Below are 11,902 nucleotides of genomic sequence, written 5' to 3' on the forward strand. Positions count from 1 at the left end.
AATGCGTAGTGCCTTGGGGGCGTTGCTGACCGCAACGGCCCTGTTGGTTGGATCTTCGACGGCGTTGGCGGCGCCACCGGCTGGGCCGGCCGATGAGGCGGCCACCCAGGTCAAGACGACCGCCGCGACCGTCGCGCGGGCCAAGGAGATCGCCGCCGATCTCAAGACGGCCTCCGACGCGGCCGCAGCGGCCGCCGCCGCCGACCCGAGCAACGTCGACAAGCAGGCCGCCGCCGCCGCGGCCGCCGCCAAGTACGCGACCGCTCAGGCCGACGCCGACGCCGAGCAGAAGTCGCTGGACGGGGTCAACGGCGGCATCGCCGCCGAGCCCACGAACCCGACGCTGCCGGCCGACTTCAGCAACCCGGCCGAGGGCCAGGTCAAGTCGGACAACATCGAGTGGCTGTCGAACTCGCGCGGTCTGCCGAACCAGTCGCAGAACCCGAACAACAAGAACGGCAACTACGCCGGCGCGACGTTCATGAAGTACGAGAACCTGGGCTACGACTTCCTGCTCGGCGACGGCACCGGTGGCCTGTCGATCTGGTCGCTCAAGAACCCGGAGAAGCCGCAGTTCGTCGGCGGCGTCGACTCCTACAAGCTCCGCCAGCCGGCGGACGCGCACGGCGCGGCCGACCCGGACCTCGTCCCCGGCTCCACCACCCGCGGCTTCTACGAGGGTGAGAACCCCACCGTCGACTCGCGCCGCAAGCTCGCCTTCCTGGCCCGCGACCCGCGCGCCTACGGCAGCGCCCACCCGAACGGCCGCACGGGCCTCTACATCATCGACGTCAGCAACCCGTGGAAGCCCGAGGTCGTCACCTACCACTGGGTGCCGGCGGGCCACACGGCCACCTGCATCAACGACTGCCGCTACATCTGGAGCGTCGGCCCGGCCAACAACGGCTCGAAGGTCAACGGCCAGCCGCAGGACGTCGCGGGCGTGCTTCATCCCGAGTGGTCCGGCGTCCCCGCGTTCGTGACGGACGTGCGTGACGTCAAGCACCCGTACACGTACGCCAAGCCCGTGGACATGGGCCGCAACAACAACAAGACGGCCTACACCCACTCGGTCGACGTCGACCAGAACGGCCTCGCGTGGACGTCGGGCTTCGGCGGCATCCGCGGCTACTACACCAACGGCAAGCACAAGGACCCGACCACGGGCGTGGAGCGTCAGGCCACCGCGACCGACCCGGTCCCGTACGCCGGTGGCGGCGTGCCGACGCTCGAGACCCCGGAGCAGTACGCGCAGGTCTCGGTCGAGCACAACTCCTACCACCGCACGCAGGCGGCCTCGGACACGTCCCCGGCGACGATCACGACCGCCGCGGGCCGGACGATCAACAAGACCGACCTGCAGTACGTCACGCAGGAGAACACGGTCGGCTGCGACTCCACCTCCGGTGGCGGCGCGGGCCGCTTCGTGACCACGAGCCTCGCCGGCTCCTACGACGGCAAGGCGTGGGACCCGTCGCTCGACGCCGCGGACCCGAACAAGCGCTACTTCATCGAGAAGCTCGACGACTACACCCCGCGCGGCCTCCCGGGCGCGACGGGTGGCACCGGCGGCTGCTCGGCGCACTGGTTCACCGTCCAGGGCGACCTGGTGGCGATCGGCTTCTACGCCCAGGGCACGCGCATCCTCGACGTGTCCGACCCGACCGACATCAAGCAGGCGGGCTACTTCCGCGTGCCGGCCAACCAGGCGACGGGCCAGCTGGCTTCGAACACGTCGGCCGTGTACTGGCACAACGGCTACGTCTACGTGGCCGACTACACACGCGGCATCGACGTCCTGCGCTGGAAGGATCCGATCAAGGGCGAGGTCCAGCCGAAGGTGTGCTGGAACTCCTGCGACGACTCGCAGACGCCGGCCAAGGTCAAGACCAGCGTGGACACCACGGTGGGCAACGGCCCGGGTGGCTCGGTGCCGGCGACGCTGTCACTGACCCTGGGCGCTCCCGCCACGTTCCCGGCGTTCGTGCCGGGCGTCGGCGCGACGTACACGGCCAAGGCCGACGCGACCGTGATCTCCACGGCCGGCGACGCCACGCTCACGGTCGCGGACCCGAGCACGACCGCCAACGGCCACCTGGTCAACGGCGCGTTCTCGCTGCCGCAGCCGCTGCAGGGCCTGGGCGTCGTGAAGACGTACACCGGCCCGGTGTCGAACGACAAGCCGAACATCACGTTCACGCAGGCGATCGGCGCCAATGACGCGCTCCGCACGGGGACGTACAGCAAGACGCTGACGTTCACGTTGTCGACGACCAACCCGTAGGTACCTTTGGTGCGGGCCGCCTTCACGGGCGGCCCGCATCGCCGTGGAGGGCAAGGAGAAGTGATCGTGGTACGGAGGGGCGCCATCGCGCTCGCGCTGATGGCGACAGTCGTCGCGGGATGCGGCGACAAGAAGGACAAGCAGCAGCCGGCTGCGCTGAAGGGCACCGTGACGGTCGGGGTGCTCGCCCCCGCGTCCGGAGCGCTGCAGGCGCGTGGCGCCGACCTCACCGACGGCGCCAAGCTGGCCGTCGAGCAGCTCAACGCCAAGGGCGGCGTGCTCGGGCGCAAGGTCGAGCTCGAGCTCGTCGACGACGCGTGCGAGCCCTACATCGCGTACGAGGGCGCCAAGAGCTTCATGACCGCCGGCGCCGACGTCATCGGCGTGATCGGTGGCGCCTGCGACGAGGCGGCGGCGCGCGAGATCCCGACGCTCGACTCGACCGGGAAGCCGTTCCTGGTGACGTCCGCCACCGCCGACGAGCTCGTCGGCGCGGAGGCGCAGTCGACGTTCCTGATGAACGGCACCATCTACCAGCAGGCGCTGTCCTCGGTGTTCTGGATGAACTACGAGGAGGTCGAGCGGCTCGCGGTCGTCCAGGACGACTCCGCCGAGTCCAAGTCGATCGCCAAGCAGGCGATCGGGCTGCTCGAGGGCCAGCCCAAGCTCGTGTCGCTGCAGACGCTCGAGCCCAAGGGCCCCAAGGTCAGCACGCTGGCCAAGGCCGCGATCGCCGCCAAGCCCGACCTCGTGCTCTGGACCGGCGGCGCCCAGCAGGGCGGCGAGCTGATCAAGGCGCTGCGCGCGGCCGGCTTCAAGGGCAAGTTCACCGCGACGGCGAAGTCCGAGGCACCGGCGTTCCTGAGCGCGGCCGGGGAGGCCGGCGAGGGCGCGGTCGTGATGGCCACCAGCTCGCCCCAGAACACGCCGACCGCGAAGCCGTTCCGCACGGCCTTCACGGCGAGGTTCAAGCGCGACCCGGGCTTCGACGCGCAACAGGCCTACGACTCGGTGCGCACGATCGCGCACGCCGCCAACAAGGCCAAGAGCCTCGACGGCCCGAAGATGGTGGCCAAGATGACCGAGCTGGATCCGCAGTTCGTCAACTCGCTCGGCGTGGTTCGCTTCGCCAGCGACCACACGTTGCTCTACGACAACCGCGTCATCCTGAAGGTGAAGGACGGGACGTTCACCTGGGACCGCTCGCTGCGCACAGACTCGCTGGGGTGAAGGCTCGCGCCGGGACGCGGGCCGACCTCGCGGTGGCCCACGGGGCGTCCACTTGAGAACGCTCTCCGCGCTCGTCGCGGTCTTCCTGTCGTTGTGCGGTGGGGTCGCCTGGGCGGACGGGGATCCCGCCAGCGACGTGCTCGCCTCCGCGCGGGTGTTCTGGCCGTACAACCTCAAGGTCCCGGCCGAGAGCCGCGAGCAGCTCAACGCGACCGTGACCGCCGTCACCCGCAACGGGCTGCCCGTGCGGGTGGCGATGGTGCAGAGCGAGTTCGACCTCGGCTCGGTCGGCGTGCTCTTCGGGCACCCGCAGGACTACTCGCAGTTCCTCGCCCAGGGCCTCGCGAACTTCAACCGCGACTGGGTGATCGTCGTGATGCCGAACGGCTACGGCGTCTACCACTGCGTGCCGATCCCCGAGGTCGGGTTCTGCGAGAAGGCGCTCCCGTCCGAGGCGGACCAGAAGCGCCTGCGGACGCTGGCTCCGGTCTCCAAGTCACGTCAGGACATGGCTGCGGCGGCCGAGCAGGCGGTGCGCACGTTCGCCGAGGGCCGCGGCGTGTCCGCGGCCAGCGGTGGCGTCGGCGTGGTCGCGCCGGTGGCGGGCGCCGTGGTCGGCATCCTGTTGGTCATGGTGCTCTTCGGGCGGCGACGCGTGGCGTCGTGAAAGCGGTACGCGCGGTGATCGTCGTGGAGGCGCCGGGCCTCGAGGCCGAGCAGCTCTGGCACGACCCGTCCCGCTGGGCGTCCTGGATCGACGGCTTCGCGCACCTGGAGAAGCTCGAGGGCGAGTGGCCGGAGGTCGGCGCCCGGCGCGTGTACTCGACCCACGTCGCGGGGCAGGCGCTCGTGTCCGAGAAGGTCATGCGGCTCACCGCCGGGGACGGGATGACGCTGATCGTCGAGGACGAGCGCGTCACCGCCACGCAGGCGGTGCGGTTCGAGAGCGACGGCGTCCGCACGCGGATCACGGTCGAGGTCGAGGCGCAGCCGAAGGAGAAGATGCCGCCCGGGCAGCGCTGGTGGTGGCGGCGCAAGCGCGGCGAGTCGCTGGCGCGGACGCTGCAGCGCTTCTCGTACGAGCTGGCCGCCGACCGCTAGCGTCTCGTCCCATGTTCGTGTTCAAGGCGGCGGTGGTGGGGACCGGCGAGCTGGCGGACGAGATCGCGGCGGCGATCGCGGCCGCGGGCGTGGAGAGCGTGCACGTCCAGGCGGGCTCGTACGACGGGCTCGGGGATGTCGACTTCGTGATCGAGGCGGGCGAGCCCGATCTCGAGGCCAAGCACGAGGCGTTCGCCTGGCTCGACGCGAAGACGCCCGGCCACGCGGTGCTGGCGTCGGCGACGGCGGCGTGCTCGATCACCGAGGTCAGCGGTGTCACGCTGCGGCCGGAGAAGGTCGTCGGCTTCCAGTGGTTCCCGGGCAAGCGGCTCGTCGAGGTCGTCGAGGGCGACGACACGTCGGAGGCGACGGTGCAGGCGGCGCTCAGCTTCGCGCAGACGCTGCGCAAGACCGCCGTGCGCTGCGCGGACACGCCCGGGCAGATCGTCGCGCGCGTGACGGCGGCGGCCGACCCGCTGGCCGAGGCGTGCGCGGTGGTCGAGGAGGGCGTCGCCGGCGTGCGCGAGGTGGACACCGCCCTGGCGCTCGGCGCGGGCGTGAAGCCGGGACCGTTCGCGGCCGCCGACCGCGAGGGCCTCGACGAGGTGCTCGCGCGGCTGGATGACCCGCCGGTCCTGCTGCGCCGGCTCGTCGCCTCGGGGCGGCTCGGATTGGCGGTCGGACAGGGCTTCTATCCGTACCCGCAGCCGGCCAAGGGGTACGAGGACGCGGTGGTCAAGCTCGAGTGGCGGGGTGAGGTGGCCGTGCTGTGGCTCGCGAACCCGCCCGCGAACTCGCTCGCGCCCACCGTGATCGCCGCGCTGCGGCGCGCGTGGGACGACCTCAAGGGCCGTGCGCGGGCGATGGTCCTCGCGTCGGCGAACCCGGCGCTGTTCTGCGCCGGCGCCGACATCAAGGCGTTCACCGAGTGGGACGCGTGGACCGGCCGGGCGCACCTGGACGAGATCCACGCGCTCGTCCGCGAGTGGGAGCAGTCGCCGGTCGTGACCATCGCGGCCGTCAACGGGCTCGCGTTCGGCGGTGGGTGCGAGATCGCGATGGCCTGCGACATCCGGCTCGCGGCGCTCTCGGCCTCGTTCGGCCAGCCCGAGGTGAACCTCGGCATCATCCCCGGCTTCGGCGGCACGCAGCGGCTGCCGCGGCTCGTCGGCACCGCGAAGGCGCTGGAGATGAACCTCCTGGGCGAGCCGATCTCCGCCGAGGACGCGTTCGAGTACGGGCTGGTCAACCGCGTCGTCGAGGATCACGAGCTGTTCGACACGGCGCTCGCCTGGGCCCGCAAGGCCGCGGGGCAGGCGCCGATCGCACTCGGCCAGATCAAGCGCGTCTCCGCGCGCGGCGACCTCGACGACGGGCTGGCCGCGGAGGTGGACGGCTTCATGGAGGCCTTCACGTCCGAGGACGGCCGCGAGGGCATCGCCGCGTTCATCGAGAAGCGCAAGCCGCGGTGGCGCGGTCGATGACCGGGGCCGAGCAGCTCGCCGAGCTGATCCGCACGTCCGGCCCGGTCGTCGTGCTCACCGGCGCCGGCGTCTCGGTGCCGTCGGGCATCCCGGACTTCCGCACACCCCAGACCGGCATCTGGGCCAACGTGGACCCGATGGAGGTCGCCCACATCTCCGTCTGGCGTCGCGACCCCGCGCGCTTCTGGTCGTTCTACGGCCAGCGCTTCGCGGCGCTCGACGGCAAGGAGCCCAACGGTGCCCACCGCGTGCTGGTCGAGCTCGAGCGCCGCGGGCTGCTCACGGGCGTCATCACCCAGAACATCGACGGCCTGCACGCGCGCGCCGGCACGGCCGACCCGATCGAGGTCCACGGCTCGATCCGCACCGCCTCCTGCCTGCGCTGCGGCGCGACCTACACGCTGGCGGAGACCCGTCGCCGGCTCGAGGAGGAGGCCGACGGCATCCCGTTCTGCGACTGCGGCGCGCCGCTCAAGCCGGACGTCGTGCTGTTCGGCGAGCTCCTGCCCGAGAGCGCCATCAACCGCGCCACCGCGCTCGCGTCGACGGCGGGCCTGATGCTCGCCGTGGGCTCCTCGCTCGAGGTGTACCCGGTGGCGGGGCTCCCGGCGGACACGCTGCGCGCGGGTGGCCGGCTGGCCCTCGTGACGATGGGCCCGACGCCGTACGACGACGAGGCCGCGGTGAAGCTGTCAGGCGACGTCGTGACCGAGCTCGAGGCGGTTCTAGCCGCCCTCGGCGACGTAGAGCGCCCGCGCGCGTAGGGCGGCCTCCAGGCGGTCCAGCGTGGTCGTCAGCGTCTCGACGGCGTCGTCGTCGAGGGTGCCCTCACGTGCCGCCGCCGCTGCCGCGCGGACGGCATCCAGCCGACCCTCAAGCTCAGCTCGACGCTGAGCCATGTCGCGCAGCTCGACCCAGCCGGCGAGCTCGGCGAGGGCGGTGGTCATCGCGGCCTCGAGCTGCAGTGCCGCCTCGCGGCCGCGACCGCGCTCGAAGTCCTGGCGCGCCCGCAGGGTCAGCTCCTCGCTCGCGAGGATCGCGTCGCGGCCCGACAGCAGGGCGGCCAGCCGGTCCGTCGGGCGGTGCTTGGAGCGCTTGGCGCCCCGGGGCTCGCGCACGCCCAGGTCGAGCTCGCGCGCGTCGGTCCACTCGCCGTCGGCGACCTGCTCGCCTGTCCCATAGCCGACCCTCGTCCGCCACGCGCGGTTGACGTCGACGTCGGCGAGGTCCGGATCGGCCGCGGCGACGCGGAACGAGCGGACCAGGCGGTCGAGCGTCGTCGGCCCGAACGAGGGCAGCGCGGACGCGTTCTCGCGCAGCCAGGCCGCGGCCGTGGCGTCGTCGGTCAGCGGGTCGGCGTCGATCACCGTGATCCGGGTGACGACGACGGTGTCACGTGGTTCCCGGCGCCCCACGCGGCGGGGCGCCGTGCCTTCGGAGATCACGACCACCGACTGGGCGTCGTCACCGGCGTAGCGGCGGACGACGTAGCGGCCGGGGGGAGGTCCCAGACGGCCCGGGAGCTCCCACTGCACGAAGCGGAAGCGGCGCTCCTCGATCAGTCGGTGCCGGTCGGGTCGACTTTGAGGGCGGAGCTCGACGGGTTGAGCGGGACGATCGGGTTGTCGATCTCGCCCAGGCGCTGGATCAGGCGGCCCCACTGGTCGGGCTTGAGCACCGCGGAGAGCTCCTTGGAGGCCGCGGCGTTCTCGCCGTGCTGGGCCGCGAAGCCGACGTGGATGTGGTCGTCGTGGTCGCCCATGGCCAGGGTGTTGTCCGCGCCCTCGAACTTCATCAGCGAGATGATCTGGTGCGGCTTCATGTTGCCCTGGAGCGTCAGGAGCGACTGGATGACCTGCTCGGTGATCGAGCCCTTGCCCTGGGTGCCCGGCTCGATCCGCGTGCCGTTGATGGCGGCGATGTCCATCGCGCTGCCGATCGAGTGCTCGGACACGTTGCCCGAGGCGGTCATGTACGAGTGGCCGCACTGGAGCGAGGAGATCGTCGGGTTGAACCCGTTCGCGACCAGGAACTCGAGCGTGGCGAGCACCCGGCGGTCGATCGCGCCGGCCTGGATGTCCTGCCGGCCGCAGCCGTAGATCTGGATCTTCGGGTTGTTCAGGACGCGCTGGATCAGCGTGTCCTTGTCCATCAGCAGGATCTGGCCGACCGACGCGGCGGAGCTCGGGTTGGCGACGAACGGGTTCTCGCCCTGCGCCCGGTAGATCGCGGTGGACTCGAGCAGCTTCCAGCCGTCGAGGATCGGCTTCGGGTCGATGCGCGGGGCGCCCCGGCCGGCCGGGCGGACCTCGAAGCGCATGTGCGGGTGCTTCTTCGAGGACGCGGTGCCGATGCGGCCGAGCACGGTGCCGGCGGGCACCTGCGAGCCGACCTTCAGGTTCTTGATGACGATCTGGTCACGGCCGAGGCCGAGGGCCTGGGCGGGGGTGAGCGCGCCGTCGACGCGGCCCGTCCGCAGGAACTCCTGCTGGGCGCCGCCGGCGACGGAGGCGTTCACGCGCGTGGGGTTCGCGAACAGGCGCTGCTTGACCGGTGCGACCGCGGCGGGCGCGACCTGCTCGGCGGCGTTCGCGGCGTCCGGCTTGACCGTCTTGGTCTTGGGCGCCGGCCGGTCGGTGCTGGAGGCGGCCGTCTTGGGCTTCTTGTCCTTCGGCGCCTCGGCCAGCATCCGCTTGACCTCGTTCGGGTCGGCCTTCTGCGGCTTCGGCGCGGCGTACTTCTGCGAGATCTTCGCGAGGCGCCCGTACGTGTACGTGTTGCCGTACGCGTCCTGGACCTGGACGAAGCGGCCGAGGCGATCGGAGACGCCGATCTTCGTCACCTGGACGTCGCTCACCGCGATCACGGGCGCGCCGGCGTCCGCGTAGATCGACAGGCCGGTGCGGTTGGCGTTGCCCTCGACGACGGCCTTCTTGCCGGTCTTCTTCTTGAGGTTCTTGGGATCGACCTCGTCGGCGTACGTGGCCTTCGCGGCGACCGGGAAGCGGCCCTCGGTCAGACCCGTCAGCGACGAGACGAGGCTCTCCGGCATGCCGCCGATCACCTGCGCGCGCAGGAGGACGGAGTCCACGTACCAGTCGGCGTGGTTGTACGCCCAGACCGCGGCGCGCAGGTCCTTGTCCGCGCCGGCGGCCTTCAGGTAGCGGGCGGCGGAGAAGATCGCGTCGACCGGGTTGTACGGGTCGGCCAGGCCGTCCTTGTTGCCGTCGACGCCGTAGGCCTTCCACGTCGCGGGCATGAACTGCATCCACCCCTGCGCGCCCGCGCTCGAGGTGACCTCGTTCAGGCGGCCGTAGTTCGTCTCGATCTCGTTGATCGCGGCGAGGACCTCCCACCGGATCCCGTACTCGGTGCCGGCCGCCTGGTAGATCGGCAGCAGGAACGGCGGGATCTTGAACTTGTCGATGAAGAAGTTCGGGACGCCGGCCTTGGCGGGGCCCGGCTCGGCGAGCGAGAACGTCGGGTCGTCCTGCGACGGCGGGTCCACCTGCGAGTCCGGGACCGGCGTCGGGCTCGGCGTGGGCGTCGCGACCTTGCCGGCCAGCGACTCCGTGTTGGCGCCGCCGGACGCCTTGTTGGCGTCCTCTTCCTCGACCGTGCCCTCGTCCTCGTCCCCGGCCTTGCCGGTCGAGCCCTGCTTCGTGTCCGACGGCTTCTTGCCGCCCTTGCCGGTCTGGTAGTCGGAGTCCTTCTTGCCGCCGCTGCCCGTGTTCGGCGCGGGGGTCGCGCTCGGGCCCGGGGTGGGCGTCGGCGTCGCCGTCGGGGTGACGATCGGCGTGGCCGTCGGCGTCGGCGTGCTGTCGGTGGAGCCGAGGTCCACGATCGACGCGATCGGCGCGGGCAGGCCCGGGATCTGCAGCTGGTCGACCGGGGTCCCCGGCGGGATGTCCACCGTGATCGTGATCTGCTGGCCGGTCACCAACGTCACACGCACGTAGTGCATCTCGGCGTGGGCGCTCGTCACGAAGATCCCCGCGTAGAACGCGGACGTGGCAAGAGCGATGGCGATCGGGCGGCGTGAAGTCATGAACCGGCGGCCGGGGCCTGGACGCCCCGGAATGTTGGGCAAGCTAGCGGCATCTCGTGTCTGCAACAACGGAGAACGGGTAATCCTGGCGATTCTGCTCGGTCCGAGTCGCAGTTCGAGTTGCCACTTTGTGTAGTCTCAACCTCAGGTTGAGGCACAGAGACGTTGCTCCTCGCCGCCTAAGGTACCGTCCGCTACATACACGTTCGATAAGGAGTTGCTTGGGATGGCAGACGATGGCTTCCGCGACCGAGTGTCCAAGCAGGGCGAGGAAGCGCTGGGGAAGCTCGCGACCGACCTGCTCGAGAACCCGCTGATCAACTCTGCAATCACGCGTGCATTCTCCGCCCGCGAGAAGGCGGTGCAGGCGCAGGAGGCCGCGATGGGGGCGCTCAACCTCCCGTCCGCGGCGGACATCGACCGGCTCACGCGGCGGCTGCGGACCGTCAGCACCCGGCTCGAGGGCATCGAGGAGTCGCTGGACCGCCTGCAGGACGGCGTCGACCGGCTGACGGAGAAGCTCGGGGCCAACGAGGCGCTCGCCGAGCGCCTGGCCGCGCTGGAGGGCCAGCTGTCCAAGGTCTCGCGCGACGTCTCGCACGTGTCGGACGCGATCGACGCGGTCCCGCCCCCGGTCCCGCGTGAGCAGGAGCGGCTCGCCGTCGACGCGCCGTCACCGAAACCGGCCCGCAAGCGCGCGGCAGCGAAGAAGAACTCCTAATAAGGTTCGGCCCGACATGGCGAAGAAGGACAAGGACAAGAAGAAGAAGGACAAGAAGGGCGGCGACGATCCCGTCGCGGCCCTGCGCGCCGCGGTCGAGAGCACGCTGCGTGCTTCCGCCGAGGGTGCCAACGTGACCCGCGAGCGCACGCGCGAGATCGTCGAGGAGATCGCCGCGGCGGCCGGGCGTGTCCGGCACACGCTCGAGGACCTGCGCGTGCTCGACGAGGTCAAGAGCCTGCGCAGCGAGGTCGAGGCGCTCGCGTCCCGCGTCGCTTCGCTCGAGCTCCGCCCCGGCGGCGGCGACAAGTCCGCGGCCGCCAAGCCCGCGCCGGTCAAGCCGACGGTGCCGGCGAAGAAGCCCGCGGCGCGCAAGCGCAGCGCGGCGCGCAAGCCGGTCGCCAAGGCGCCGGCCGCGCCGAAGCCCGCGATCGCGACCAAGCCCGCTGCAGCGGCGAAGAAGCCGGCGGCGGCGCGCAAGCGCACCCCCGCCAAGCGCGCGGCGAAGAACCCGGCGGCGCCCAAGCCGGCCATCACCAAGCCGGCGGCCGCGTCCGCGAAGCCCGAGGCCGCCAAGCCGACCCCGAAGCCGGCCGCCTGAGCATGAGCGCCTCGTTCGAGTCCGCCAAAGAGCTGCGCGAGGTGATGGACGCGGTCTTCTCGATGATGGACTCGGACGCGGAGATGGGGCCGAAGCTGCGGGACGCCGACACCCCGCAGCAGTTCGAGTTCAGCGACTTCGACGTCGTGGTCAACATCCGCGCGGCGGGCGAGGGCGAGGACGGCAACCTGCACTGGGAGTGGTCCGAGGACGTCGACTGGAAGCCGAAGGTCCGCATGACGATGTCCTCGGAGGTGGCCAACCGCTACTTCCAGGGCAAGGAGAACGTCGCGATGGCCGTCGCGCGGCGGCGGATCAAGACGGGCGGGGACATGAAGGCGGCCCTGGACCTGATCCCGATCACCAAGCCGATCTACGCGCAGTACCGCGAGTACCTCGAGCGGGAGAAGCCGCACCTGCTCGTGTAGGGACG

Annotated in this window: 11 protein-coding genes; 9 read left to right on the forward strand and 2 right to left on the reverse strand. The window is 71.3% G+C overall.

The window, feature by feature from the left end:
* Positions 1 to 64 precede the first annotated feature (64 nt).
* The 6 genes from C8N24_RS17915 (at position 65) to C8N24_RS17940 (ending at position 6,863) form a co-directional block, all read left to right on the forward strand.
* On the forward strand, positions 65 to 2,284 hold the full coding sequence (locus C8N24_RS17915; RefSeq protein ID WP_121252145.1) for an LVIVD repeat-containing protein: 2,220 nt from the start codon (positions 65 to 67) through the stop codon (positions 2,282 to 2,284).
* A gap of 66 nt (positions 2,285 to 2,350) precedes the next feature.
* Entirely contained in the window at positions 2,351 to 3,514 is a 1,164-nt protein-coding gene (locus C8N24_RS17920) for a branched-chain amino acid ABC transporter substrate-binding protein (RefSeq protein ID WP_147447862.1), read from the forward strand.
* Positions 3,515 to 3,566: 52 nt separating this feature from the next.
* On the forward strand, positions 3,567 to 4,181 hold the full coding sequence (locus C8N24_RS17925) for a hypothetical protein (protein WP_121252149.1): 615 nt from the start codon (positions 3,567 to 3,569) through the stop codon (positions 4,179 to 4,181).
* Positions 4,178 to 4,615, forward strand: a complete 438-nt coding sequence (locus tag C8N24_RS17930) for an SRPBCC family protein (RefSeq protein ID WP_147447863.1) — start codon at positions 4,178 to 4,180, stop codon at positions 4,613 to 4,615. The genes C8N24_RS17925 and C8N24_RS17930 overlap by 4 nt, the downstream gene beginning before the upstream one ends.
* Positions 4,616 to 4,626: 11 nt before the next feature.
* Complete coding sequence (locus tag C8N24_RS17935) at positions 4,627 to 6,099, forward strand: 3-hydroxyacyl-CoA dehydrogenase/enoyl-CoA hydratase family protein (protein WP_121252153.1); 1,473 nt, start codon at positions 4,627 to 4,629, stop codon at positions 6,097 to 6,099.
* Positions 6,096 to 6,863: an SIR2 family NAD-dependent protein deacylase gene (locus C8N24_RS17940; RefSeq protein ID WP_121253293.1), complete on the forward strand. Its 768-nt coding sequence runs from the start codon at positions 6,096 to 6,098 to the stop codon at positions 6,861 to 6,863. Before C8N24_RS17935 ends, C8N24_RS17940 begins: the two co-directional genes overlap by 4 nt.
* On the opposite strand, the gene C8N24_RS17945 is transcribed toward C8N24_RS17940, so the two are convergent.
* Positions 6,825 to 7,634, reverse strand: coding sequence for a hypothetical protein (locus tag C8N24_RS17945; protein WP_121252155.1), 810 nt, complete (start codon positions 7,632 to 7,634; stop codon positions 6,825 to 6,827). The genes C8N24_RS17940 and C8N24_RS17945 overlap by 39 nt on opposite strands.
* Positions 7,635 to 7,657: 23 nt before the next feature.
* Positions 7,658 to 10,147 (reverse strand): lytic murein transglycosylase, encoded by a 2,490-nt coding sequence (locus C8N24_RS34695; protein ID WP_211340009.1) that lies wholly within the window; start codon positions 10,145 to 10,147, stop codon positions 7,658 to 7,660.
* 226 nt (positions 10,148 to 10,373) lie between these two features.
* Between C8N24_RS34695 and C8N24_RS17960 the strand changes: the two genes are divergently transcribed.
* From C8N24_RS17960 to C8N24_RS17970, 3 genes are read left to right on the forward strand one after another with little or no spacing between them, the layout of a single operon-like run.
* Positions 10,374 to 10,868 carry a hypothetical protein gene (locus C8N24_RS17960; protein ID WP_211340010.1) on the forward strand — a complete coding sequence of 165 codons (495 nt, stop codon included), beginning with the start codon at positions 10,374 to 10,376 and terminating at the stop codon, positions 10,866 to 10,868.
* Between the two features lie 16 nt (positions 10,869 to 10,884).
* Positions 10,885 to 11,469, forward strand: a complete 585-nt coding sequence (locus C8N24_RS17965) for a hypothetical protein (protein ID WP_121252159.1) — start codon at positions 10,885 to 10,887, stop codon at positions 11,467 to 11,469.
* A gap of 2 nt (positions 11,470 to 11,471) precedes the next feature.
* Positions 11,472 to 11,897 (forward strand): SCP2 sterol-binding domain-containing protein, encoded by a 426-nt coding sequence (locus C8N24_RS17970; RefSeq protein WP_121252161.1) that lies wholly within the window; start codon positions 11,472 to 11,474, stop codon positions 11,895 to 11,897.
* Positions 11,898 to 11,902: the final 5 nt, after the last annotated feature.

It is taken from the genome of Solirubrobacter pauli (assembly GCF_003633755.1).
Taxonomy (GTDB): Bacteria; Actinomycetota; Thermoleophilia; order Solirubrobacterales; family Solirubrobacteraceae; genus Solirubrobacter; species Solirubrobacter pauli.

Bases quoted from the DNA above. Each gene is read 5' to 3' on its own strand.
- C8N24_RS17960 (WP_211340010.1), top strand. From the start codon at position 10,374: ATGGCAGACGATGGCTTCCGCGACCGAGTGTCCAAGCAGGGCGAGGAA.
- C8N24_RS17970 (WP_121252161.1), top strand. From the start codon at position 11,472: ATGAGCGCCTCGTTCGAGTCCGCCAAAGAGCTGCGCGAGGTGATGGAC.
- C8N24_RS17940 (WP_121253293.1), top strand. From the start codon at position 6,096: ATGACCGGGGCCGAGCAGCTCGCCGAGCTGATCCGCACGTCCGGCCCG.
- C8N24_RS34695 (WP_211340009.1), bottom strand. From the start codon at position 10,147: ATGACTTCACGCCGCCCGATCGCCATCGCTCTTGCCACGTCCGCGTTC.
- C8N24_RS17965 (WP_121252159.1), top strand. From the start codon at position 10,885: ATGGCGAAGAAGGACAAGGACAAGAAGAAGAAGGACAAGAAGGGCGGC.
- C8N24_RS17935 (WP_121252153.1), top strand. From the start codon at position 4,627: ATGTTCGTGTTCAAGGCGGCGGTGGTGGGGACCGGCGAGCTGGCGGAC.